This window comes from Pontibacter sp. E15-1, assembly GCF_022601975.1.
Classification (GTDB): Bacteria; Bacteroidota; Bacteroidia; order Cytophagales; family Hymenobacteraceae; genus Pontibacter.
In genome coordinates, this window is the sequence record NZ_JAKVIR010000031.1 from 15,701 (window position 1) to 41,600 (window position 25,900).

Below are 25,900 nucleotides of genomic sequence, written 5' to 3' on the forward strand. Positions count from 1 at the left end.
GCCAACAGTTTGGCCTGATAATAGTTAAAAGCTTCATATGCCTGGTCGGAGCATCGCACGGCACGGCAGGCAGTAAAAGCCATTACACCCACATGGATCAGAACAAGAAGACAATTCTCAAGAGCTTTAGCCCGGTAAAAATACTGATACCGGTGCTGTTGGGGCTGGCGGCTACGGTGTGGCTTTTTATACGCGATGACAAAGTGAGCGAGCTAAAGGGCATTGCCCACGCCAACGTGTGGTGGCTGCTGGCGGCCGTGGTGGTGCTGGTGGTGCGCGACGCCGGCTATATGTACCGCATCCGCAGCCTCACCGACAAGTTCCTGACCTGGCGCAACAGCGTAGACGTGATCATGCTCTGGGAGTTCGCCTCGGCCATTACGCCCTCTGTGGTGGGCGGCACCACCATCGCCACCATCATCCTCAACAAGGAGGGTATCCCGCTGGGCAAGTCGCTGGCTTACGTCATGCTCACGGCGGTGCTCGACAACATGTTTTTCATTGTGGCGGCCCCCATTGCCCTGCTGCTCACGCAGGGGCAGGTGTTCCCCACCTTCAACCTCGACCCTTCTGACGTGGGTAAGCTGCAGTCGGCGTTTTACGTTAGCTACAGCCTGATTGCCGTGTATACCTTTGCTATGATCTATGCGCTGTTCGTGAAGCCGAGGGCCTTTAAGTGGTTGCTGCTGAAAGTGACCTCTATCCGTTTTTTGCGCAAGTGGCGCGTCAACGCGTTTCAGCACGGCAACGAGATCATGTGGGCATCGGAGCAGCTGAAGGGCAAAGGGTTCAACTACTGGGCTCGCGCCATCATCTCCACCATCTTTGTGTGGAGCGCCCGCTATTTCCTGCTCAACTGCCTCATCGCGGCCTTCGTGGACGTGAGCCTGGGCGAGCACATGCTCATCTTTTCCCGCAACCTCATCTTCTGGATCGTGATGCTGATCGCCATCACGCCGGGCGGCGCGGGCATCGTGGAAATGGCCTTTCCGAGTTTCTTCGGCCTGTTTCTGGGCAGCTTTGCCAGCATCGTGGTGGTGCTGTACCGCCTGATCACCTATTACCCATACCTCGTCCTGGGCTCGGTCTTCCTGCCCAAATGGATTGCCAAGGTGTTTGGCCGCTTCCCGCACAAAAATGAGGTGCGGGTATAAAGGACACAAGTATCACGACATAAGACACAAGACTTTTTTAGATTTAAAGTGTTATGGTTTAGGTATTTGTGGTGTGGTTGAGGCTGGAAAAAGATGTAGTAAAGAAATTTTATCCTATCAGTAACAAGCAACAGTTTAATGAATAGATATATAGTGCCCCTCCTGGTGCTGCTGGCCCTGGCTAGTGGTTGCTCCGACAGCGATGACAAGTTTAACGAGAAATTGATGGCTGCCGTAACCGAGGGAGAGGTGGGGCCGCAAGGCTTTAAAACCATACAGCTGGCCGACCTGACAGACTTTGACTGGGAAACCATGTATTACTTTCAGCCCAACGAGGATTACAAAGCGATAAGCCATGCCATTGGCTTTAAGTGGACGGGCGACCCTGTGAAGCATGGATATCGGCGGTTGCTGTTCGTGAAGGGCGAGCAGGTGGTGTCGTATACAGATTACGATTACGAGGAGCTGCCGCTGTTTGTCTATGGCTGCCAGGATGACAAATGGGTATACCCCAAAGGCCGCGCAGAGTTCGCCAGCTTTAAGTATTGCAGCGGCACCGACAGCAGTGCGGTGTATGCCTTTATACCGGTGCGCTGCATCGGCAATATCCAGGAACTGATGGAGAACACTTGCCCCGAGGGAACTGAGGCAGAGTAAGTAGGATTGAGTACGTCGTGGGCTGCATGCCTTACATGCGTATACCCTTGTAGGGACAGGTCGCGACCTGTCCAATCGTTCCCGATCAAACCATTCCTATTAAATTTCTCAGCATCAGGATTTTTGAATGGGACAGAATGTACGCCCCAGCACTATTCCTTTAGCTAAAGGCAAATGCGCGGACAGGTCACGACCTGTCCCTACGAAGTTATGGACTGAACCTCGGCTCTATGTGTGCCTCTTGTAAGCGCTCGGAAGTAAGAACTTTAGCTAGTTGAACATGGATTAAAGTCACGCCTTTGATCTCCAGTAAAATCTTGTTCTATAATTTTACTGTTTGCACTCCCAAAGTAGTTTAAAGTGTTAGTGAGATCTTTCCCAATATAAATTTTGCCATTTGGATATGTGATCTTATAAATGACTTTCACAGGTTCTAATCCTTGAACTTATTAAAGTATGATAGGTCTACCTCGTATACAACTTTAGGCTTCAAGCCTAATTCAACTTTTTCAAACATCACAATAAGCTTTTGCCCATCAACGAGTTCAATCTGAGGTGCTCCGTCTCGACTTGCTTCCTTCACTGCCTCATTCGTAAATGTGCCAGTTGTCATAATAATTCCTTTTTCAGCTCTGCCTATCATCGCATTTCTAAAATCACCAACTTGGGCCCTAGAAACTGAACCTTTGTAACGTTTACATTGAAAAAGCACTTTAAAACTAACAAATGGGTTAACTTCTAATATTCCGTATCCATCAATACCCCCATCATGAGAGCCGCCTGTAACCTCTACTTTTTCAAAGTTATGTTCTCGTAAAAGTTCTTTGCAAACTCTTTCAAACCCAGAAGGAGATAGATTTTTGAGGACTTCTAGTAAATTGGTTTCAGCTTTTAACTCCGAATCTTCTGGTGATTGCTCTTCTTGTTCATTTATTACATCAGTTTTATTGCGGTCCTTTCTGGCTCGTTGGTTAATCTCCACCCATTTTAAGAATATACTATGAGCCTGTTGATAGTCTAGGTGTGTATTCTTGCCTTGCTCAGTAAGCTTCCAAGTACCACGAACAGATGAGTCTAAAAGCCCTTCCCAAGTAAGGTATTGCCTAGCCCAAGCTACTTGGTTGTGGAAACGATTTGTGCCAGATTTTAAAGTTTGATCTAGAAAAGCATCATCAAGATGTAAGGTTTCAGCTATTTTGTTTGATACTTCCTGTGGCTTACCCGAATAACCAAGCTCACGGAGCGCATCAAGTATAGGTCCGAACCATTTCACAAATTCGGCTTGCTTTTTCTGTTTTGACATATATACTGCAGATAAAATGCAGTCCAATATAGTGAATAGTTGTTTTATACTTTTATTGCTACTTCGAATTCTTAAACAAGAATAATCCACCATATAAAAAAGGGAGCCATACAGCTCCCTTTTTTATTACATATAACTCTAACGTCCTGTGTCTAAAACCTATACCAGCTCGTGCTTAATCAGGTACTCGGCAATTTGCACGGCGTTGGTGGCAGCGCCCTTGCGCAGGTTGTCTGCCACGATCCACATGTTGACGGTGCGTGGCTGGGTTTCGTCGAGGCGTACGCGGCCAACCAACACCTCGTCTTTGCCGTGGGCGTCCTTTGGCATCGGGTACTGCAGGTTTTTCACGTCGTCTACCACAACCACACCCTCGGTTTCCTTCAGGATGCTGTATACCTGATCCAGTGTGAAATCCTTCTCAAACTCCACGTTCACCGATTCCGAGTGGCCACCCATCACCGGGATGCGCACCGCAGTGGCCGTCACCTGGATCGAGTCGTCGCCCATGATCTTCTTGGTCTCAAGGATCATTTTCATCTCCTCTTTGGTATAGCCATTGTCCTGGAACACGTCGATGTGCGGCAGCACGTTCAGGTCGATAGGGTATGGATAGGCCATATCGCCTTTCTTGCCTGCGCGCTCGTTCATCAACTGGTCTACAGCAGCCTTGCCCGTGCCGGTTACCGACTGGTAGGTGCTCACTACCACGCGCTTCATCTGCAGCTCTTTGTGCAGGTTATTCAGCGCCACCACCATCTGGATGGTCGAGCAGTTCGGGTTGGCAATTATTTTGTCTTCTTTTGTAAGCTCGTCGGCGTTGATCTCAGGCACCACCAGTTTCTTGGAAGGGTCCATGCGCCAGGCCGAGGAATTGTCTACTACTGTGATGCCTGCCTCGGCAAATTTCGGGGCCCACTCCGTGGACGTGCCGCCACCCGCCGAGAAAATAGCAATCTGTGGGGCAGCCGCAATCGCATCCTGCATCCCGATAACCTTTATCTGTTTCCCCTTAAACTCCATCTGTTTTCCAACAGACCTCTCTGAAGCAACCAACAACAACTCGTCTACCGGAAAATTCCGTTCTTCCAGCACTTTCAAAATTTCGCCGCCAACCAATCCTGTGGCGCCTACAACTGCTACTTTCATTGTTTTAAGGTGATAAAAGGTTAATTTGTTACTACTAATCAGATGCGCGCAAGGGCCAGAAACAGGGCGTCTGCTGCTGACTGTGTTTTTCACGCGAGCGCAAATTAAGAAGTTTTTAATTTAAATCCGCTTTTCATGCAAACTTTGCAATGTATAAATCCAACATTTTCTGTAATTTGATTTGGCAGGGAAGGGAACGCGCAAGTGAGCGAAGTGCCGCTGGCAGCGTGTAAGGAGAGTGCAGGTAGCCGGAAGCGGCCAGTTTTGCCAAAAGCGGGTTGCCGCCGAAGCATACATCGGAAAAATCGTTTAATATACCCTCGAATGAAGATTCAACTCTGCTTACTGCTTGTGCTCCTGAGCACCGTGTCGGTGTGGGCGCAGCAGAAAAAGGCCGTGAAAAAGCCACAAGACCAGACCTATGCCGAAAAGCTTGGCTGGCGCAAAGGAGACCGTGTCGTGATTCTGCACATAGACGACGCCGGAATGTCCTACGATTCCAACCAGGGCACCATCCGGGCGCTGGAAGAAGGCGTGGCCAATTCGGTGAGCGTGATGATGCCCTGCCCCTGGGTGCCCGGCTTTGTGCGCTACCTGCAGGCCCACCCAACCGTAGACGCCGGACTACACCTGACCCTGACCGCTGAGTGGCGCGATTACCGCTGGGGAGCCGTTGCCGGGAACCCGGCGGTGCCCGGCTTGATAGATCCGCAGGGAGCGCTTTGGCCGGAAGTGCAGCAAGTGGTGGCCCATGGCTCCCCGGACGAGGTGGAAAAAGAGATCCGGGCGCAGCTGCAACGGGCCCGCGCGATGGGCCTCAACCCCACGCACCTCGACTCGCACATGGGCACTCTGTTTGCCACCCCGGAGTTTCTGGAGCGCTATATCAAAGTTGGGGTAGAGGAAAGGATTCCGGTGATGTTTCCGGGCGGCCACAACAGCTTCCTGACGGCGCAGTACCAAGAGGAACTGAAGCAGCAGCTCATCAGCGAAGGGCGGTATACCGAAGGTCAGGCCCTGCCCATACCCCCCATCCTGGCGCAGACACACACGGTAGGCCAAACCATTTGGCAGGCGGGCTTGCCTGTGCTCGACGACCTCCACAACATGTCGTATGGCTGGCACCTGCCCGAGGGGGTGCCCGCCACTGCCGGGAACCTGCAGAAAATGAAGACGGCGCGCTACGTGGATGCCCTGCAGCAGATGAAGCCCGGCGTAACCATGGTAATCATGCACTGCACAGACCCTACGGAGGTGTTCGCCGAGATATCGGATTCCGGGCCCACGCGGCACGGCGACCTGCTGGCAATGCTGGACCCCGCCCTGCGCGAAGTCATCCGGAAAGAAAAAATCATCCTAACCACCTGGCGCGAGCTGAAAGCGCGAAGGGATAAAGTGGGGCAGCAGTAAAACTCCCCTCCTTGGACAAGCGAGAATGGGAATTCAAAGCTTGCGAGCGTAGCTCTGAGGGGCAGGGGTGGTTTGACCCGTTACTGCATCAGGTTAACAGTCCGAAAAGCAGTGCCAAATCATTAAAAGTGTCACGCCCAGTATAATTCCATCATCCGCACTCCATACCTATGAAACAAGCTATACTTGCACTGCTCCTGCTGTGCCCTTTCGCCGTAGTGGCACAACTGCAGGACAACTTCTCAGACGGTGACTTCACGCAGAACCCTGCCTGGGCAGGAGATGCCGAGCGCTTTGTCGTCAATCCGCAAGGGCAGCTGCAGAGCAACGGCCCCGCAGCAACGGGCACCACGCTGCAGCTGGTTACCGCTTCGGAGGCGGTGGCGGGCACGGTATGGGAGTTCTGGGCGAATCTGAAACTGGCCACTTCCTCCGCCAACTACGCCGATGTATACCTCATCGCAGACGCGGCGGACCTGAACAGTGCCGCCGGTTATTTCGTGCGCCTGGGTGGCACACCCGATGAGGTGAGCCTGTTCCGGAAAGACAGCGGCAAGGCCCCGGTATACGTTATCAACGGCGAGGACAAAACGCTGGGCGGCACCGACAATGTGGTGCGCGTGCGCGTCAGCAGGAGTGTGGAGGAGGTATGGCACCTGGAAATCGACCTGTCGGGTACCGGCCAGCAGTACGTGAGCCAGGGCACCGCCACCGACGGAATGTATACACGCTCCCTCTATTTTGGCGTGGTGCTGCACTACTCTTCTGCCAACAGCCAGAAGTTCTTCTTCGACGATTTCACGGTGACGGATGCATACCCCCCAGCGGTGGCAGCGCTGCAAACCACCGCACCAGATGAGCTGTCGGTGGCCTTTACCGAGCCGCTCGCCCCTCTGCAAGCCGAAAATGTAGCGAACTATACCCTCAACGGGAGCCAGAAGCCTGTCATCGCAGAATTGACGGAGGCAGGCACCGTGCGGCTCGTTTTCAGCCAGCCGTTTAAATCAGGTGAGAACACGTTGCGCGTGGCAAATCTGGCTGACCTGTATGGGAACACGCTGCCTGCGCCCCTCGATGTGCCTTTTGCGTTTGTGCTGCCTGCCGTGTTGCCGGGGTATAATCAGTTGCTCATCACGGAGATTATGGCCGACGAAACACCTGTGGTGGGGCTACCGGCGCAGGAGTACATCGAGTTGTATAACCCTACCGCGCAGGTGCTGTCGCTCAAAGGCATCCGGTATTCCGATGCCACCTCCACCACTATTTTTCCGGATGTTCAGTTATTGCCGCAGGAGTATGTCGTGGTGGTGCCGAATGCGCAGGTGGAGAACTTCCGAGGGTATGGCCAGGTGATCGGCATCAGCAACTTTCCGAGCCTGAACAACAGCGGCGAACTGCTGCAACTGCACCAGCCCAACGGCCGCCTCATCTATGCGGTACAGTACTCCGATGCCTGGTATAAAGACCCCGGCAAGCGCGAGGGCGGCTGGAGCCTGGAGATGATTGACGTCACGAATCCCTGCGGTGGCATTGGCAACTGGACAGCCGCTGCAGCCCCACGCGGCGGGACGCCTGCCCAGCCAAACTCCGTAGCGGCCGCCAACCCCGACCACATGCCACCGGCGCTGGAAAGCGTGGCTGCGATTTCGGCAGACAAACTGCAACTGCGTTTCAATGAGCGCCTCGACAGCGTACAGGCGGCACAGGCAAGCGCTTATACCCTCAATCCCACTATCGGAATTGCGGGGGTGGAGGTGCAGGGGCCACTGTTCTCAGAGGTTATCCTGACCTTGGCAGAGCCTCTGCAGGAGCGGCAGCTGTATACCCTCACGGCAACCGGCCTCACAGACTGCTCGGGCAATCTGAGCGCTTCGCAGCACATCACTTTTGCGTTGCCCTCAGCCCCATTGCCCGGCGATGTCGTCATCAACGAAGTGCTCTTTAATCCGCGCCCCGGCGGGGCCGACTTCGTAGAACTGGTGAACCGCAGCGACAAGTACCTCGACCTGAAAAACTGGCAACTGGCCAATACCAGCGGCGACAGCATCAGCAATCGAAAAACCATTACGGCCACCAACTATGTGCTGGAGCCCGGGCAATACGTCGTCCTCACCACAAACCCCGAAAACATCAGGATGAACTACCCGGCTGCCAGCGGGCAAAATTTTCTGGGAATGAGTAGCCTGCCCACCTACCCCGATGCCGCCGGAACGGTGGTTGTGCTGCAGGCCGATGGCCACACCGCCGACCGGTTCGCTTACAGCGAGAGAATGCATTTTGCATTGCTGGATGATAAGAATGGCGTGTCGCTGGAGCGGCTGCGGCTGGATGGCCCAACGCAGGCAGACAATTTTCACTCGGCGGCCACCACTGTTTTCGCCACGCCGGGGTATAAAAACTCGCAGTCGCAGGGGGAGGTGGCACTGGAGCAAATTTTTAAGATCGCGCCGCTGGTGTTTTCCCCGGACGGTGACGGCTACGAGGACTTCACCACCCTCAATTACAGCACCAGCCAGGCTGGCTTTGTCGCCACCATCACCGTGTTCGACGCACAGGGCCGCGAGATCAGGAAGCTTGCCCGGAACGAACTGCTGGCCGCAAACGGCTTCTTTCAGTGGGATGGTCTGCGGCAGGACGGCACCAAAGCCAGCATCGGCTATTACCTGTTTTACATCGAGCTATTTGACCTGAGCGGGCAGAAGCGGGAGTATAAGAAGAAGGTAGTGGTTGGGGGGAGGTTATAGGTGCTTGCTCAAAAAAAGCAACTTATACCTATACCCATTGATTAGGATGCATCACACTCAATTTATAGACAAGGGGGATTCCGCTCATGCTAGTGAAAATCAACCATTATCACGCGATTAGTACGCATGCGTACGGCTCTTTCGGACTTCCCAGTCTGAAAGCCACCTGCAGGGGATTTCCTAATCCCCGTGGTTCTGCTAACGCGGATTAGGAAATCCGCTTCAGGAAAAGTTTCGGATTAAGAAATCCGAAACAGCGGTTAGGCTCCATCAAAAGACAGCGATGAGATATTCAACTTCGCTCGTTATTCAGACAGTATGGGCCTTTGGCCCAGTCGAGTCACAGACTCGACATTATTTTTAGACACCCCGAAAGCTTTCGGGGCGCCATAAAAGAGAATGAGATGGCCTTGCTCTTGGCAGAGGCAGGAGGCGGGTGCAAAAAGAGCAGCAACTTACAACTACATCATAACCCCTGCTGCCCAGTACAGGTAAGTCTTGGCTTTGGCGTATTTGGTGCGGAGGGTATAGAGTTTCGCCTGTGCCTCCAGCAGCTTCATTTCGCGGGAGTTTACCAGGAAAAGGGAGCTTTCCCCGTTCTGGAAGCGGATCACCTCGCCGTTGCGCAGGGTGGTGGCATTGTTTACCATTTGCTGCTGCAACCTGATCTGTTCTTCCAGCGCCAGCCACTCGTTATAGGCAGCCAGCAGGTTGTTCTCTATTTCGCGGGTGGTTTGGGTAAGCTCCAGGCTGTTTGCCTGCTGTTTGGCCTTGGTCAGTTGCAGTTTGCCGCGTTCCTCACGCAGGAAAAGGGGCAGGCTGAAGCTAAGGCCCAGCTTATAGTTTTCGCCCATAAACTGCCGGTCCAGTGCTTCGGGCTCCAGGTAAAAGTCTTTCTGCAGCAGGTTATACTCCGCATTCAGCTTGGGCTTGAGTTTATCGGCGGCAAACTGCCGCTCTATCTGGAGTTGTTCTCCCTTCAGGCTCAGTTTGCGCAGGTCCGGGTGGTTGGTGCGGGCTTCGTCCAGCAGCTGCCGGAGCGAGTCGAGGGGCAACGGCGACAACTCGCTTCCTGTCAGGGCCGGGATGGTGCTTTCCTGCAACTCCAACGGTACCTCATTGGCGGCCCACAGGTGCGTGGCCACCATCAGGCGGGCATTGTTGTAGCTCATGGCCGCATCCTGCAACAGCACCTGCCGTGATTGCATCTCAGTCAGGGCCTCCACAGTGTCAATGGCAGCCAGGTCACCTTCTTCCACCCGGGCACGCACCGACGCCAGCCGGAACCGCGCCAACTCCACCGATTCCTCATACAATTGCACCTGGCGGTAGTATAGCAGCCAGTCCCAGTAGTCTTTTGTCGCCTGCAGCAGCAATTTGTTGATGAGCTTTACCTTCTCAGCCTCGGCAATGTCCTGGGTCAGGCGTGCTTGCCGGATAATGGCGCGTCGTTCATCAATAAACAGGCCTTGCCCCAGGGGCACGGAAATGCCCACAGAGCTTAAGCCATTGGAAGGCGTGCTGTTTTCCGGGTTTAGCAGGGCGCCACTGTTTTTCTCATACCCCGCTTTTAGCTCCGGGCCAAACCAAAGAGGCACCCGCAGTGTGTTGTTCCAGAGATTGTAATACTCTTTGCCGCCAAACTCCTTTCGGTATACCTTGCTGGCGATAACAGGGTCCAGGGCACCGCGGGCAATGCGCAGTTCCTGCCGGGCCTGCTCTGTAAGCAGTGCCGCCTGCGAGGCCACGGGGTGGTATTGCAGAATGAGTTGGTGGAAATCGGGCAAGGCGAGCACCTGCACCGAGTCCTGGGCCTGGGCTATTGCGCCAGACATACCCAGGGTCAGCAGCAGGGCAAGCACCACCTGCAATCGTATTTGATTTATGATGCGCATGCGGCAAATTATTCCGTTTCTGAATCTGAGTACGTGGCCTGTCCTGCCGTTTTTTCCTCTTTTTTGCCCGTTGATTTTCCGTTGGTATAGTCAGGCGGGAAACCGTTGAGCTGGCGCCAGATCTCATACCAGATCGGCACGGTGTTCAGCATGGCCCAGCCGTACACCCCCGAGCCAACCCGCAACGCCTCGGGCCAGGGGGCAGCGTCAGGGTCGGGCACCACCAGCATGCGGTATTTGCCGTCGGTGCCGGAGTTGTCAATTACGGCTACCTTGCCGCCAAACGTGCCGAAGCTAGCCCCCGGCCACCCCGAGAACACCAGCGTAGGCCATCCCTCGAACTGCAATCGTACCGGGTCGCCTTGCTTGATCAGGGGCAGATCCAGGGCGTTAATGTATAGCTCTGCGGCCAGGTCCGGGTTCTCGGGCATGATGGTGGCCAGTGCCTCGCCTTCTTTTATCGTTTCGCCTATACCTGCTTTCAGCGTCTTGACCAGGTAGCCGTCCTGTGGTGCCAGAATCTGGTAATACTGGCTCCGGACCTGCGTGCTGCTGTACTCGTTCTGGAGCTTGGCCACATCGGCCTGCGTGCCATAAATGTAGGAGCGTGTGGCACTCAGCTCTGCCTCGGCTTTTGCTATTTTGTCGCCGTATTCGGCTTGCAGCGAGTTGAGTTCGGTTCGCGCGTTCTGAAGCTCTGCCTGCGCGGCCTCGTATTTATTGATGATGGACACCAGCTTTGCCTGCGCCTCCTGTAGCTTCAGCCGGCGCTGCTCCAACTCTGTCAGCGACTTCAGGCCCTGGTCGTAAAGGCTTTCCTGGCGCTTAAACTGCGACTCCGCAATGGCCAGTTCCATGCGCTGGGCAACCACATCCATGCTGTCGCTCTGCAGTTTCAGGCGCGACTGCTCTACTTTGTTCCGGCCCTTCTGCAGGCTGAATACCAGGCCTTCGCGGAGTGCCTTTATTTGTGCCTGCATGGCCTTTTCTTTGGCTTCTGTAGCCTCCACAGCCCCCTTTTTCGCATCCACCTGCTCGCCCAGCCGCGTCAGCAGGTTCGGGTCCATATACTTCTCTTTGATCTCGGTAATACTGGCAATGGTGTCGCCTTGTCGCACAAAGGTGCCTTCCATCACATGCCACTTCGCTATCCGGCCGGCAATGGTGCTCTCTATTGTCTGGGGCCGGTCCTGGGGCGTGAGCGCTGTCAGGATGCCCAGCGACCGGATATTCTGTGTCCAGGGGAGGAACAGGGAAAGAAACAGGAGCAGGAAGATGCCCCCGATCCAGTAGGCAAGGGCGCGCCCTAAATGCGGGGTCTGCACCTCCGACATCACATCGAGGTGTGTTTGGCCCGTTTGCCCGGATATGGTAGGTTTTATAGCCATAGGTCAGGCGGTAACATCCGTTAAGTCGTGTAAAATATCAAGTTGCTTGATCTCGTCGTAGCTGCCGTAGGCAACCATGTGGCCATCCTGGAGCAGGAGGGTTTTATGGCACAGCTGCATCACATCGCGGTCGTTAGACACAATGATCATGGTCCAGTCGAACTGTGGGCTGGTGAGCATCTGCAGAAAGTCCATCTTGTCTTTTTGGGCCATGCCTGCCCAGTAGTTGTCTATGATCAGGAGCTTGGGGCGTTGCACCAGGCTGCGGGCCATCACGATCTTCCGGGCCACACTGCCCGGCAGGCGCATGCTGCCGCCGGTCAGGTAAGCATGCAGGCCGTCGGGCAGGGTGTCCACAAACTTCCCGAGGCCGGTCAGCTCAATCGCCCACAGGATGTCTTTCATCTGCAGGTCGCGGCCCAGGGTGATGTTCTCCAGCAGCGTGCCGTCAAACACCTGCTCTTTCGAGATATTGTCCCCGGTCAGGCTGCGGAGGTTGCCTTTGTGCAGGTCGTGCAGCGAAATGCCGTTGAAGGACAGGCCGCCCTCATACGAGGGGAACAAGCCAAGCAGAATACTGATGAAGGTGCTTTTGCCGGAGCTGTTGAAGCCCGCCAGGCACATGTGCTCCGACGGCTGCAGCGTGAAGTTGAGGCCACTGAGGGCGACCTTCTTCGTGTCGCGGAAATGGTAGCTCAGGTTTCGGGCCTGAATGCTCAGGCCGCCTTCCATCGGCAGGTCGTCTAGTTTAATGCCCTTCGCCTCCTCTGTCGGGAGGTCTGTTACCTCGCCAATCTTGTCAAGGCTCGTCATGACGTCATATATCGCATCCAGCTTGATAATGATCTTCTCTACCGCTGTCATGATCAGGATGATGATGATCTCGGAGGCAACAAACTGCCCGATGTTGATCTCGCCCTGCACCACCAGCACACAGCCCAGCACCAGCAAGCCGCCGGTGATAAAGGTCTTGAAGCCCACAAAGCTGAAGTACTGCGTCATCAGAACCTTAAAGTGCTCCCGGCGCACATCCAGGTAGCTTTTTACATAGAAGTTGGTGCGCTCCATGGGCAGGTCGGTATGGCCAACGAGTTTAAACGTGCTCAGCGAGCGGGCCATCTCCTGTAGCCAGGCCACCAGTTTATACTTGTATTTCGATTCCTGGATGCTGGTTTCGATGCCCTTTTTGGCGGTGGCCCAGATGATAAGCGTGAGTACCAGCATCAGGAAAAGGCCAAAAAAGATAAAGTAGGGGTGGTAAAACGAAAGCAGGATAAGCCCGAACACGATCTGGATCACGGCCGTCGAGAAGTCCACCAGAATCTTCGCGACCCCTTTCTGCAGCACCACCACGTCAAAAAAGCGGTTCATCAGTTCCGGGGGGTAGTACTTCAGCAAGGCCTCAGACTGGAAGCGCGGCACGCGGTAGGCAAACTCAGAGGCGGTGCGCGCAAAAATGCGCTGCTGGATAAACTCGACCAGCCATAGCTGCATCACCTGCAAGCCCCCCACGATCAGGAGGGCCAGCACGATCAGGCTTATCAGCACCACGATAGACACCGTGATCTGCCCACTCGACACAAAGCCGATGATACTCTGTATGCCCAAAGGCAGTATCAAGCTGATGAGACCGGCAGCAATGGCATACACATACATGTACATGATCTCCCGCCGCTCGATAGCGAGCAGCTGCAGGAAACGCTGCATCGGTGTGAATTTCTTTTCTGTGTTCAGGTTATCCATCCGGACAAGTACTTAAATTGTGGCAACCGGTGCTTATTTAATAGAAGCAAACACCATCTGCTTCAGGAAGTTTACAGTTTCTGTATACTGCTCCGCCGCAACATCGGTCAGGGAGGGCAGGTGCTGGGCAAAAAAGAGCTGCTGGTGTGCCGCCTCCAGCGTGGTGCTGATGAGCGCATGCGGATACGGGTAGCCGGGGTTGATCTCCAGCACGATCAGGGCCAGGTAATGGCAGAACCGCTTCAGCTCCAGGAAAAAGCCTTCTTTGTTCTCGGAGTCCACTTCTTTGGTATGGTATACCTTCGACGACTCTGCCACAATCACGCGGTGCAGGATGCGCTCGTCTATGTGCGCCACCGAGGGGTCATCGGCCTGTCCGGCGCGCGCCACCACCTCGATGGCACGGTTCAGGCGGTCGGTAGGGCTGGGCAGGTTCTGCAGCTGAAACGTGACGGTATAGTGCAGCCAGGCCCAGTACCACGACACCAGGTATACCAGCAGCTTGTGCTTGTTCTCGAAATACCGGTAAACAGACGCCTCCGTGGAGCCGATCTCGGCGGCTAGCTTCTTGAACGTGAACTGCTCAAAGCCCAGCGCATCGATCAAGCGGATGCTTTCGGCGATGATTTTCCGCCCCAGGGTGGTGCTCTCCGGCTCCCGCAGGTATGACTTATGGTCGAGGCTGATTTTTACGCTTGCTGATAACATATATCGGTGTAAGTGAATATTTGGTCCGCTCAAAGGTTCAGTAGGGTATACCCAGCCATGCCAAAGTCTGGCTCCTGCTTTTGTTATACCCTTAATGCTTTGCAGCACGCGAGGGCTATACCTGGCAAAGTTCGACAAGGACAAAATTAGAGAGATATATCCACAAATGATAGTAAAGCTATCAAAAAAGATTTTAAAGCTATTATTTTGGGTGGGATTTTTTCTCCTTACCTATACCGGTATAGAGCAGGCTTCCGGGGCGGGGCACCGACCAGGCCGGTTTCGGAGCGGCTGCAGCTGGCAACAAGTTAGAAAGCAAGCCACCGCTGCAGATGCCAAAAAGATAAGCTACCTTTGCATCCCGCTTTTGCCGTAAGTAAATGCAGAAGCACTATTCGCATTGCCATGAGATTTGAAGAGTACCGTATATCCGACGAAATAAAGAAGAGCCTCGGAAAGCTCAACTTCACCAAGCCCACCGACATCCAGTACAAAGCCATACCCCCCATCATGAAGGGCGAGGACGTGCTGGCCATCGCGCAGACGGGAACAGGCAAGACGGCGGCCTTCGCCATACCGGTACTCGACAGGCTGCAGTTCAACAAAAACCGCCGCCGCGTCGACGGGATCAAGTGCGTCGTGATGGTGCCCACGCGCGAGCTGGCCATCCAGATCACGGAGGTGTTCGAGCAGATCGGCCGCCATACCCGCGTCAAGACCTTTTGCGTGTTCGGCGGCGTGGAGCAGGGGCCGCAGATTGCCAAGCTGGAGAGCGGCATCGACATCCTGGTGGCCACGCCCGGCCGCCTGTTCGACCTCGTGAGCCAGGGCCACATCCAGCTGCACCGCGTGGAGGTGCTGGTGCTTGACGAGGCCGACCACATGCTGGACCTGGGCTTCATCCACGACATCCGGCAGCTCATTACCAAACTGCCCGGCAAGCGGCAGACGCTTTTCTTCTCCGCCACCATCAACGACACCATCAAGGACCTGGCCTACTCGCTGGTAAACAAGCCGGTGCGTATCCAGATATCGCCGAAAGACCCGGTAGCCAAAAACGTGGACCACTCCGTGATGTATGTGGATATGGACGACAAGCGCTTCTTTCTGGAGCGCGTGGTGAAGGAAAACCCGGACAAAAAGATACTGGTGTTTGTACGCACCAAGGTACGGGCCGAGCGGGTGATGAAAGCCATGGAGCGCGTAGACATCAAAAGCATGACCATCCATGGCGACAAAGAGCAGAAAGACCGCCTGGAGGCGATGAAAAAGTTCAGGGCAGGGGACGTGAAGCTGCTGATCGCCACCGATGTGAGTGCCCGCGGCATTGACATACCGGGTGTAGAGTACGTGGTGAACTACGACTTGCCCGAGCAGCCCGAGAACTACGTGCACCGGGTGGGCCGTACGGGCCGTGGGCGCGAAAAGGGCATTGCCGTGTCGTTCTGCAGCCCGGAGGAAAAGCCGATCCTGGACGAGATTCAGGATTACCTGACCAAAGACATCAAGGTGCTGCAGGTAGACAAAGACGATTACGAAGCCACCATCGACTTCAGCGCCGAGGCCAAGTACGATTGGAAAGCCCTGATACAGGAGGCAGAGGAAACTGATGCAAAGATTAAGGCAGCCAAGTCCAAAAAGGCGAAAGCCAAAGCCAAGAAAAAGAAGTAGCCGCCATACCTCCTCACACACACAAATGCCTGTGCAGCCGCTACGCCTGCACAGGCATTTGTGGTTTATCAGGATGTGTTCTCTATCCGGTGCCTGACTGGGAGCATAAACATGCCCAGGATTTTTGTGCAATCCTGAATTTCTGTTTTGACATCATATATAGTGTTGATTTACAGGTTATAACATAGTTTTTATGTATGCATGCCGATGGCCATTCTTGTTTAAGCTGCGTATACTATAGTATAATTAGTGCATTTATTTAAATTTTAACCTGCGCTGGTCAAAAGCCAGTGCGTAAAGAAGAAGGGAGTGCGTTATGAAACGAAGAGGAAGAAGATCCCTTTCAGATTTATTCTATAACACAGGGGATATGTATGAAAAAACCGTGGACGAAAGCTTCGGTTTTAGCAGGCAATTTGCCGACACTGTTACAGAAGGCATGCTTGAGGAAGAACGAATCAAAAACAGGAGGCTGAAGCGAGAGCAGGAAAAAGCCGCACAGAACCAACCCCCACAAAGCGAAGGCGAAGTGCAGGAAAAGCCCGCTGCCGAATAGGCAGTAACTAGCGTTTACAGTATCCTTTTCCGTATGCCACCTGAAGCGCATGATCCTGTGACCCAGGGCGCGCCAACAGTATAAAACCCACGTCAACTTAAGCCGATCAGGTAACTGGTCGGCTTTTTATTTTGGGACCGCCCTCCGTTGGAAACCTTAGCAGGATACAGGGCAGGCACTTGCGCAATTGCTTTTTTATACCTAATCTTCCTGTATGGATAGACTGCTTTTTGCGTTGCTGCTGTGCCTGGTTCCGTTGGCTGCCTTTGTAGCCCCCCAGGACCTGACTGCCAAACTGGTGCTGGACGCCAAAGCCAGGCTCGGCGAAGGGGCCATCTGGCACCCCACCGAGAAGAAACTATACTGGCTAGATATCCAGGCGGCGATGCTGCACATCTATGACCCAGCCACTAAAAAAGACACGCAGCTCCCGACTGGCGAGAGGGCCGGGACTATTGTACCAATCAAGGGAGGCGGGGTATTGCTGGCGATGCAGAACAGCATCCGGATGCTCGACACCAAGACAGGGAAACTCACGCTCATTTCAAGGCCGCTGAACGATACTTTGGTGCGCTTCAACGACGGCAAGGCAGATCCATCGGGCAGGCTGTGGGTGGGCACCATGGCCCACGACATCAAACCCAAGGCCTCTGCACTGTACCGCATGGACAAAGACAAGAGCTTCCATATAATGCTGGACAGCGTCACGATCTCCAACGGCCTGGTCTGGACGGCGGATAAAAAAACGATGTACTACGTAGACTCGCCTACCTATACCGTGCAGGCCTTCGACTATGACGACGCTACGGGTGGTATAAGCAACGGCAGGGTGGTGGTTCGGGTGCCGGCTTCTGAAAATGGCTCTCCCGACGGTATGGTGATCGACACCGAAGGCACGCTCTGGATTGCGCTGTGGGGCGGCGGCGCTGTGATCCGTTGTGACCCGGCCACCGGAAAAATTATCCAGCGTGTGCGCGTACCCGCCCTGAATGTCACCTCTCTTGCCTTTGGCGGCAAAAACCTGGCTACCTTATACATCACCACCGTGCGGGAGTGGCAAACGCCGGAGCAGTTGGAGGAGTACCCTCTGAGCGGTGGTATTTTCGCCGTGAAACCGGGTGTGCGCGGCGTGCCAGCAGAGTTTTACCAGGGGCAACTGTAGCCGGGAAAGCGGTTAGGGCGAGTTTTTGAAGGCTATTTTCTACGGGACTTTATACCCTCCAGCAGGCGCTCTATCCAGAAAATAAGGAAAAGCGCGACGAGGTTGATGCCAATGAGCTTCTGGCTGGTTTCGGTGCCGAGTTCGAACTGGAAGGAGGAGAGGGCCACCCGGAACTTGAACGTCCAGGAGCCGGCCATGTCGAGGCCCAGCCCAATGCGAAGCCCTGCCACATACTGAAACCCATAGGCCCCAAAGGCAAAGTACACCACCTGCAGCACCTGGTTGATAAGCGAGAACACAAGGCCCCGCGCCGGGTTGCGGTACAGCATACGGCCACAGAGGATGGAGAAAACGTACAGCCCCGCTGCAAACAGCGAGGCACGCAGCACTAGCTGCGTCAGGACAACCTCTCCCCGGAACATTACCCAAAGGGTGAGCACGAGGCCCAGGATGCCGCCGATGAACTGGTAAAGGGCGAGTGCCTTCAGAGCATGTTTAAAATTCATCTTTTGGAAGCTAAATTTATACATGCTCTAAGCTGGTTTTTCAGTTGCTTGTTCAATTCTGTGCGTTTCTTGCTGTGGCAAAATAAGTGCGCAAAGGTAGCAATTTTAAAGCGGGAACTGGCAGTTGCCTGCACGTGGCATGCCGGTCGCCCGCTCCGGGTCAAAACCCTTGAGCGCTAGCCAAGCTCCTGATGCGCTGGTGCAACAAGAGCAACCAGGCAGAGATTTTTTTAGGGCGCATTTTTAATTGAAGGAATATTATCCTAAATTATATGCAATCAATGCAGATAGCCGTGTCGGTGGCTTTCGCTGCAACGTGGCGTTTGCCCCATCCAATATGCGCCTTACCATACAAAAGAACAAGCGGCTGGAGGCTGTGCTTTGGTTGGCAGGGCTGGGCGCACTGGCGCTAATGCACCCCGAAGGGCAGCACCTGTTTAGCCTTTGCCCCTTTAGTTGGGTATGGGCCGAAGGCTGCTGGGGCTGTGGTTTGGGTCACGCCGTGGCGTATCTGTTCCGTGGCCAGTGGCAGGCCTCGTGGCAGGCGCACCCGCTGGCGCTGCCGGCTATCCTGATTCTGCTGCGGCGTTGCTGGCAACTGCTGACGTGGCGGCTTCCATCTGAAAATCACCTCCTACCCTAAAAAACTATGGCTAATATACTACACCTGATGCCGGAACTGGACCCGGACGAAATGAGCTTTGTGCAAACCCTGGTGGATAAGATGTCTGAGCAAGAGGCGCAGCAGTTCGTAAATATATACCGTGCGCGCCGAAAAGACCCGCAGATGGTGCTCATCGCTACCTTGGTCGGGTTTATCGGGCTGGCCGGTTTGCAACGCTTTTGGCTGGGCCAAATCATGATGGGGCTGCTCTACTTTTTTACCGGGGGCCTGTGCCTGGTGGGCACTATCATCGACCTGATCAATTACAAGCGGCTTGCCTTCGAGTACAACGTGAAGGAGGCCCAGCAAGTCGTGACGATGCTGCGGTACTAAAATACTGTGGCGCATGTATGCCAATGTCCTGCCCAGTGTTGCCTTACTTCCCGTCGATCTTTACAAAGCTGGCCCGATACTGCTGGGTGCCATTGCGGAGGATAACCACATAATACCCTGCCGCCAGCTCCGCAACCCTGATCGTGGCCCGAAAGGAGCCACTGAGCGTGAGGCGCTTCACGAGCTGGCCCGCCGTGTTGTAGATGTCGGCGGCAGTGGGTATAAAGGAGAGCGGGGCCACTTCAAGTTCTGTTGTGGCCGGGTTAGGGTATAGCACCGTAGGTTGCATGCGGGGCACCTCCAGCATGTTGTTTCGCTGTAGGGTGCGCACGGTTTTCAGGAGCCAGTGCTGCGGGTCTGCCTCCACGCTCACAACGGTGCCCGCTACCTGCAGCAGGTGCTGTTCCAGCGGCATGTTATGCGGCAGGCGCACCAGCAGGGTATCGGTGGTGGTGCGGATCAGGTACTCCATTTCCGTTCGGAAGAAGGGTGTGCTGCCGCTTGCGCTTTGGTTGGTCTGCAACAGGAGCCGCTCTTCATGCTGGTTCCAGGCTATATCGAAAACAGGATACCCCTCCCCGCTATACCATTGGTCGAAAAAATAGGCTAAGTCCAGGTTGGCCGTCTCCTCAAACACCCGCCGCAAGTCTGCGGTGGAGGCGGTGCTGCCACTGTATTGCCGTTGGTAGTTTTGCAAGGCCTCAAAAAACAGCGCGTCGTTGTTTACCGCAAATCGCAGCATATGAATCACGGCGGCCGCTTTTTTGTAGGAGAGCCGGAAATTGAAGATACGGCGCACAGTGGTCGTGTCCGTTACCTTAACGCTGCCATCGGGGCGCAGTTTGGCAACGGCATGGGCGTTTTCCATCCAGGGGGCAGCCTCTTCGGGGGCATAGCGTTGGAGGGCAAGGTACTCCGCGTATGAGGCAAATCCCTCGTTCAGCCAGATATCCTGCCAGCTGGCGCAGGTCACGTTGTCACCAAACCACTGGTGGGCCAGCTCATGGGCTGTCAGGGTAAAGAAGAACTCACTTTGCGTGGTCATGGTCTGGTGCTCCATGCCGCCGCTCATCGGGGCCATACTGTGCCCGTACTTCTCCCGGTGGAAGGGGTATAGCGTGAACAGCTCTGAAAAATGCTCCATGAAGTCTGCCGTCCGGTCTATCTCTGCCTTGTAAAAGTTTAAGGCTCCTCCTTTATATATGTAGTTGAGGATAGGTATGGGAGCCGCGGCACCCTTCGGGTTGGCTCGGAGCAGGTACTCCTCATAATCAGACACCGCCACCGACACCAGATAATAGGCAATCGGGTACCGCGACTTCCATTCAAAACGCTTCCGGTTTCTGGGCAGATCCACGACGCGCGTGAGCAGGCCATTGGAGCCCACCTTGTTTTCGGCGCTGGTCGTCACAGACACGTGCACGGAATCGGCCTTGTCGGTGAGCACCTGCTTGGTGGGCCACCACTCGTACGCAGCGTAGGGTTCGCTGAGGCTCCAGGTAACGCTGTTGCCCCAGTCGGGTGCTATGGCCGAGTTGAACCCGTTGCCGATAGCTGCGCTGGCATCGTTGGGGGCTGTGCCCTTGTAGTATACCACGGCCGTTAACCGGGAGCCTGCCGCAACGGAGGCCGGGAGCTGCACGGTTACCTCGCTTGCCTGCCGGGTTATGTTGCGCTCCCTTTTGCCGTTTATCAGCACCGAGTCTATGGCAAAGGCAGGGTGCAGCTCAAAGGCGAAGGCGGCAAGGGGGGAGGCCTTTACGTTGGCTTCCAGGGTCACGTTTCCGGCAATGTACGTGCTAGTGCGCTCCAGTTGCAGGTCCAGCTTGTAGAAAGTTATGTCATAGCGGTCCATCAGGCGCTGGTGCTCCGGCGAAGCGACCGCCTGCCGCTGTGCTGTATGGAGCCTGCTTGCTGCACAGCCGCGCAACTGCTGTCCCCATGTATGGCTGTGCACGACGCAGCAAAGCAGCATCAGCAGTAGGCTTTGTGAACACGAGGGCATTTTGCGCATAATAAATCAGTGGGGAGCAGGGTTGTATGCTAGTTTACACTACGGAGTTTTTGGCAAAAGCACCCATCCCTCTCTGGCCTTGCGCGCACTTTTCTATTGCTTAGGCCAAGCCGGGACCTATGCTCGGAACAAATCCACACCAAGCCTGCCGGGTTTGTGAAAGTTGCCGAAACCCATACCTTTGCGTCGCCCATCACAATACCTACACGCCTATGACACCTGCTTTATACCTATCCGCTATTTACATATACCCCATTAAATCGCTGGGCGGGATTCGTCTGGACCAGGCAGTGGTGGAGGAGCGCGGCCTGCAACACGACCGCCGCTGGATGCTGGTAGATGCAAAAGGCGATTTCCTGACGCAGCGGCAGCATGCACACATGGCCCTGCTGCAAGTGTCGCTGCTGCCGGAAGGGCTTGAGGTGCGCCACAAGCAAGACAAGGTTGCGCCACTATTCATACCCTTTGCTACAGAAAATGCCTCAGGTGAGGAGCTGCAGGTTAGCATTTGGGATGATACAGTCATGGCTCAGGAAGTCAGCCCCGCTATCAGTGCCTGGTTTACGGCTGCTCTGGGCATGCCCGCAAGGCTGGTGCGTATGCCGCAGCACACCCGCCGCCCCGTTGACCCCCAGTATGCGACCAACGGCGAGGTGGTGAGCTTTGCCGACGGCTATCCGTTTCTGATCATCGGGCAGGCATCTCTGGATGATCTGAACAGCCGCCTGGAGCAGCCCATTCCTATGGACCAGTTCCGGCCGAACCTCGTGTTTGTGGGTGGAGAGGCATTCGCAGAGGACATTTGGAGCGACTTCACCATAGGCAGCCTATCATTCCGGGCAGTCAAGCCCTGCGCCCGATGCGTTCTTATCACCATCAACCAGTCCACAGCCGAGAAAAGCGTGGAGCCACTCCGTACCCTGGCTACCTACCGCCAGCAGCGGAACAAAATCATGTTTGGGCAGAACCTGCTTTCCCAAAGCACCGGAATCCTTCGAGTTGGGGAGCCAGTGCACGTGCTCTCCAGAGCATGACATGCTATATATTACGCCAAGTGGCATCTTCTATACAACACATGGTGTTTTGCCTTTAAAAAAAATCTTTATCTGTTTTGGGGGCATGCTGCGTGCCTGTTTTGAGCTAAAAAGTAGGGTATAGAACAGGATACGGGCTGTTAAAAGTTTGCTAAAGTGCTCTTATAAATGTAAAATATACAATTAATTTATAACTAATTATTAAAGAGAATCTTAACCAATTTTTGTGCTTAATTCTATGAAAAGAGCGCGTCATAAGATATTGGTAAGGCAATAGCCTTAATAGGATTAAATTGGCAATAGTTGTGCATGCATACTGGTTTTTTGATAAAAAAACAGTGATTATTTTCTGATTCTTTATTTGTACATCGTTTAAGGTGATACCGTGCTATATATAGGGTAATACCCTGTACGTAGCATTTATTTTGTATTTTAAATTGTTTATTTGTGACTATTGTTCTAATCGGCTGGTTGTTCTTTAATTCATAAGGGAAATTTTTTACTTTGAAATATTATTGGGTTATATTTGGATTAATAACTATCCTAAAACCAACAATTTTTTCTTAACCTTAATTTTCTAACATGAAGAAGAGTTTACTACTCAGTGTCTTCTTTGCGTTTTTGCTTGTCGTGCAAGCATGGGCTCAAAGTAGCACTGTATCTGGAAGGGTAACAGACCAAGCAACCAGTCAAGGGTTGCCTGGCGTATCTGTGATAGTCAAAGGAACAACGGTAGGCGCAACTACATCTGTAGACGGTTCTTATACTTTAAACGTGCCTGAGAATGGAGCAACTTTGCTGTTCCGCTACGTTGGTTATAAAACACAAGAAGTGTCGGTTAACGGTAGAAGTACAGTCAATGTGCAGTTGTTAGAAGATAGTGAGGCGCTATCTGAAGTTGTAGTTGTAGGTTATTCTACCACAACACAACAATCCTTCACGGGTTCCGCGAAAGTTGTTAGCGGGGAGAAACTTGAAAGCAAAAATGTTTCGAACGTTTCTCAGGCAATAGCAGGCGAAGTAGCCGGTGTGCGTGTTATTAATACGAGTGGGCAGCCTGGCACCGAAGCAACGGTGCGTATTCGTGGTATAGGTTCTGTGAACGGTAACCGCGCTCCATTGTATGTGGTGGATGGTGTTCCTTTTTCTGGAAGCCTAAACTCCATTAACCCAGCCGATATTGCATCTACTACTATTTTGAAGGATGCTGCAGCAACGGCTATCTACGGTTCCAGAGGCGCAAATGGTGTAGTTGTGATTACAACAAAGAGTGGTAAAGGAAAGAAGTCATACATCGAGGCAGACGCAAACTTCGGTACAAATATGAGCTTGCTCCCGCGTTATAACACAATTAAATCTCCAGAGCAATACATTGGGTTAAGTTGGGAAGGCTTGTATAATAATGCTAATGCTAACCCTAAAATTACGCAAGATCCAGAAGAATATGCCAATGAGAGGTTATTTTCCAACTCAGGTGTAAGGCCAGGGTATAACCTATGGAATGTAGCAAATGGAGGAGAATTAATTGATCCAGTTACCAGAACCGTAAGACCTGGGGTTACTAGGAAGTACGATCCCGAGAACTGGGAAGACTATGGATTTCAGAGTTCTGGCCGTCAGGAGATGAACGTGAAATTTGGTGGCTCATCTGACAAGACCAGCTATTACTCTTCTTTTGGTTACCTGGAAGATAAAGGGTATATCATTAATTCTGGCTTTCAACGCCTTTCAGCACGACTAAACGTTAGCCAGGAAATCAACAAATGGTTAAATGGGGCTTTGAATTTCAATTATTCACGCACAGAGACTAATAATAACGGCCAAAGCAGTAACTCTGGGAGTATATTCTGGTTTGCAGATAACATTCCATCTATCTATCCATTATTCATGAGAGATGCTGAGGGTCAGTTGATTACTGATCCTATCTTTGGCGGAAACCAGTATGACTATGGTACCGTGACGGCTCGTGGTTTTGGTGGCTTGACAAATGCAATTGCTGATGCAACCTATGATACTAATAGAAACAACCGCAACGAACTAAACGGTAGCGCTAGCTTGAACTTTAACCTTGCAGAGGGGTTGACTTTCGAAAACCGCTTAGGCGCGCAATACTATCATAACAAGTTTGTAGATAGAGGAAACAAATACTATGGCGGTTCGGCTTCTCAAAATGGTAGCCTTTTCCATAGAAGAACAGAGTTGTTCAACTACAACCTGTTAAATTTGCTGCGTTATGGCAAAACATTTGGAGAACACAATGTGGAGGCATTAGCAGCTCACGAAGCAACCAATTGGAGCCGCAACATCTTAACAGCATCAGGCTATAGCCTGGTAGATCCACAAATTGAAGACCTGAGCAATGCTGTAGTACAGAATCCATCCAACTCTTATACAGAAGAATACTCGCTCGAAAGCTACTTTGCACAAGTAAACTACGATTTCAATAAAAAGTATTTCTTGTCAACCACAATTCGAAGAGACGGATCATCAAGATTCAGGAAAGACAAGTGGGGCACATTCGGATCAGTAGGTGCAGCGTGGTTAGTTTCTAATGAGGACTTCATGAATAACCTGCCAATTTTTAGCTCTTTGAAATTAAAGGCAAGCTACGGCTTAATCGGTGATCAGGCAGGGGTTGGTTACTACCCAGGTTATGATTTATATAACGTAGATAACCTGAATGATGCACCTGCCTTTTCTTTTGATGTAAAGGGTAACCCAGATTTGACTTGGGAAACATCTAAAATGTTCCAGACTGGCGTTGAGTTTGGCCTTGGCAGATACTTGACAGGTGCCATTGATTATTATGTGAAAAATACAGATGATCTGATCTTTGAAAGAAGAGTTGGACCGTCTATCGGTTATGCGCTAATCCAGGTAAATGATGGTAATCTGAAAAACCGAGGGTTGGAGTTTGACTTAACTGGCAATGTGTTTGAAGGCAAAGATTACCGTTTAAGCCTTAACGTAAATGGTGAAATATTCAGCAACGAGATCACAAAAATGCCGATAGACCCATCAACGGGAAACTCCAAAATCATTGACGTGCAGAATCCCTATGCATGGTCTGAGGGCCACTCGATCTATGATTTCTATGTAAGAGAGTGGGCTGGTGTTGATCCTCTGGATGGAAGAGGCATGTGGACTGTTCATTATGAAGATGCTAACGGGAACAACGCATTTGACGAAGGTGAAGAAGTAACGAGCTTAACCGACTTCACGGCGAAGAACCCTGATGTGGATTTGCTCACTGGTACTACTAAAGTCTATTCTCAAGCAACCCAGAAGTATATCGGGAAATCTGCTTTGCCAGATGTTAGAGGTGCCTTTAACTTGTCGGCCGGATACAAAGGGTTTGACCTGAGTGCTCAGCTTTTATATAGTGTTGGTGGCTATGCATATGATTATACATACGCAGGCTTAATGCACAACAGAGTAGCTGGCGGTAACAACTGGCATACAGATATTCTGGACAGATGGCAACAGGAAGGAGATATTACGGATATCCCTAGAATTTCTAATGATTACGACAAGAACGTTAGCTCAACTTCTTCCCGCTTCATAACCAAAGCAAATTATTTGGCACTTAATAATGTGCGTCTTAGCTATACACTCCCTACAAGCTATATCAGCAAGTTTGGCATAGGTGGGCTTTCGGTATGGGTGTCAGGTGATAACTTGTGGATCAACACTGCCCGCGACGGATTCAACCCCTCTACTTCAGAGGCAGGAAGCTCAGACACATACCGTTATTCTCCCCTGTCTACTGTAACAGCAGGTTTGAGAGTGAAGATTTAATTTAATACAGC

General features: G+C 52.8%; 19 protein-coding genes. 11 read left to right on the top strand and 8 right to left on the bottom strand.

The window, feature by feature from the left end; translation table 11 throughout:
• Positions 1-92 precede the first annotated feature (92 nt).
• Complete coding sequence (locus MKJ04_RS19100) at positions 93-1,154, top strand: lysylphosphatidylglycerol synthase transmembrane domain-containing protein (protein ID WP_241643267.1); 1,062 nt, start codon at positions 93-95, stop codon at positions 1,152-1,154.
• 138 nt (positions 1,155-1,292) lie between these two features.
• Positions 1,293-1,811: a hypothetical protein gene (locus MKJ04_RS19105; RefSeq protein ID WP_241643268.1), complete on the top strand. Its 519-nt coding sequence runs from the start codon at positions 1,293-1,295 to the stop codon at positions 1,809-1,811.
• Positions 1,812-2,244: 433 nt separating this feature from the next.
• On the opposite strand, the gene MKJ04_RS19110 is transcribed toward MKJ04_RS19105, so the two are convergent.
• Both MKJ04_RS19110 and MKJ04_RS19115 read right to left on the bottom strand, forming a co-directional pair.
• Positions 2,245-3,114 (bottom strand): restriction endonuclease, encoded by an 870-nt coding sequence (locus MKJ04_RS19110; RefSeq protein ID WP_241643269.1) that lies wholly within the window; start codon positions 3,112-3,114, stop codon positions 2,245-2,247.
• A gap of 159 nt (positions 3,115-3,273) precedes the next feature.
• Positions 3,274-4,263 carry an aspartate-semialdehyde dehydrogenase gene (locus MKJ04_RS19115; protein ID WP_241643270.1) on the bottom strand — a complete coding sequence of 330 codons (990 nt, stop codon included), beginning with the start codon at positions 4,261-4,263 and terminating at the stop codon, positions 3,274-3,276.
• Between the two features lie 324 nt (positions 4,264-4,587).
• Between MKJ04_RS19115 and MKJ04_RS19120 the strand changes: the two genes are divergently transcribed.
• The gene (locus MKJ04_RS19120; protein ID WP_241643271.1) at positions 4,588-5,673 is read left to right on the top strand and encodes a polysaccharide deacetylase family protein; all 1,086 of its coding nucleotides are present in this window, start codon (positions 4,588-4,590) and stop codon (positions 5,671-5,673) included.
• Positions 5,674-5,843: 170 nt separating this feature from the next.
• Positions 5,844-8,417, top strand: a complete 2,574-nt coding sequence (locus MKJ04_RS19125) for a lamin tail domain-containing protein (protein WP_241643272.1) — start codon at positions 5,844-5,846, stop codon at positions 8,415-8,417.
• A gap of 461 nt (positions 8,418-8,878) precedes the next feature.
• Here MKJ04_RS19125 and MKJ04_RS19130 read toward each other — a convergent pair whose 3' ends face one another.
• Genes MKJ04_RS19130 through MKJ04_RS19145 form a run of 4 tightly spaced genes read right to left on the bottom strand, consistent with a single transcriptional unit; the run spans position 8,879 to position 14,151 of the window.
• Positions 8,879-10,312, bottom strand: coding sequence for a TolC family protein (locus tag MKJ04_RS19130; protein ID WP_241643273.1), 1,434 nt, complete (start codon positions 10,310-10,312; stop codon positions 8,879-8,881).
• Positions 10,313-10,320: 8 nt separating this feature from the next.
• The gene (locus MKJ04_RS19135; protein ID WP_241643274.1) at positions 10,321-11,700 is read right to left on the bottom strand and encodes an HlyD family secretion protein; all 1,380 of its coding nucleotides are present in this window, start codon (positions 11,698-11,700) and stop codon (positions 10,321-10,323) included.
• Between the two features lie 3 nt (positions 11,701-11,703).
• Positions 11,704-13,443 (bottom strand): peptidase domain-containing ABC transporter, encoded by a 1,740-nt coding sequence (locus tag MKJ04_RS19140; RefSeq protein WP_241643275.1) that lies wholly within the window; start codon positions 13,441-13,443, stop codon positions 11,704-11,706.
• Between the two features lie 33 nt (positions 13,444-13,476).
• A complete protein-coding gene (locus MKJ04_RS19145) occupies positions 13,477-14,151 on the bottom strand; it encodes a TetR/AcrR family transcriptional regulator (protein ID WP_241643276.1) in 675 nt (224 codons plus the stop codon).
• 405 nt (positions 14,152-14,556) lie between these two features.
• Here MKJ04_RS19145 and MKJ04_RS19150 point away from each other — a divergent pair, with 405 nt between their 5' ends.
• The 3 genes from MKJ04_RS19150 to MKJ04_RS19160 all read left to right on the top strand — a co-directional run bounded on the left by MKJ04_RS19150 (position 14,557) and on the right by MKJ04_RS19160 (position 17,540).
• Complete coding sequence (locus MKJ04_RS19150) at positions 14,557-15,822, top strand: DEAD/DEAH box helicase (RefSeq protein ID WP_241643277.1); 1,266 nt, start codon at positions 14,557-14,559, stop codon at positions 15,820-15,822.
• A 370-nt stretch (positions 15,823-16,192) separates the two neighbouring features.
• Complete coding sequence (locus MKJ04_RS19155; protein WP_241643278.1) at positions 16,193-16,378, top strand: hypothetical protein; 186 nt, start codon at positions 16,193-16,195, stop codon at positions 16,376-16,378.
• 214 nt (positions 16,379-16,592) lie between these two features.
• Entirely contained in the window at positions 16,593-17,540 is a 948-nt protein-coding gene (locus tag MKJ04_RS19160) for an SMP-30/gluconolactonase/LRE family protein (protein ID WP_241643279.1), read from the top strand.
• 32 nt (positions 17,541-17,572) lie between these two features.
• On the opposite strand, the gene MKJ04_RS19165 is transcribed toward MKJ04_RS19160, so the two are convergent.
• A complete protein-coding gene (locus tag MKJ04_RS19165) occupies positions 17,573-18,046 on the bottom strand; it encodes a hypothetical protein (protein WP_241643280.1) in 474 nt (157 codons plus the stop codon).
• A gap of 337 nt (positions 18,047-18,383) precedes the next feature.
• On the opposite strand from MKJ04_RS19165, the gene MKJ04_RS19170 reads away from it, so the two are divergent.
• Together MKJ04_RS19170 and MKJ04_RS19175 are read left to right on the top strand one after the other, a co-directional pair.
• Positions 18,384-18,689, top strand: coding sequence for a DUF2752 domain-containing protein (locus MKJ04_RS19170; protein ID WP_241643281.1), 306 nt, complete (start codon positions 18,384-18,386; stop codon positions 18,687-18,689).
• A 6-nt stretch (positions 18,690-18,695) separates the two neighbouring features.
• Complete coding sequence (locus tag MKJ04_RS19175) at positions 18,696-19,043, top strand: TM2 domain-containing protein (RefSeq protein WP_241643282.1); 348 nt, start codon at positions 18,696-18,698, stop codon at positions 19,041-19,043.
• Between the two features lie 43 nt (positions 19,044-19,086).
• Here the strand turns inward: MKJ04_RS19175 and MKJ04_RS19180 are convergent, their stop codons facing one another.
• A complete protein-coding gene (locus tag MKJ04_RS19180) occupies positions 19,087-21,018 on the bottom strand; it encodes a M1 family aminopeptidase (RefSeq protein WP_241643283.1) in 1,932 nt (643 codons plus the stop codon).
• Positions 21,019-21,269: 251 nt separating this feature from the next.
• Here MKJ04_RS19180 and MKJ04_RS19185 point away from each other — a divergent pair, with 251 nt between their 5' ends.
• Both MKJ04_RS19185 and MKJ04_RS19190 read left to right on the top strand, forming a co-directional pair.
• Positions 21,270-22,091 (top strand): MOSC domain-containing protein, encoded by an 822-nt coding sequence (locus tag MKJ04_RS19185; protein WP_241643284.1) that lies wholly within the window; start codon positions 21,270-21,272, stop codon positions 22,089-22,091.
• Positions 22,092-22,673: 582 nt separating this feature from the next.
• Positions 22,674-25,889 (top strand): SusC/RagA family TonB-linked outer membrane protein, encoded by a 3,216-nt coding sequence (locus tag MKJ04_RS19190; protein ID WP_241643285.1) that lies wholly within the window; start codon positions 22,674-22,676, stop codon positions 25,887-25,889.
• Positions 25,890-25,900 lie beyond the last annotated feature (11 nt).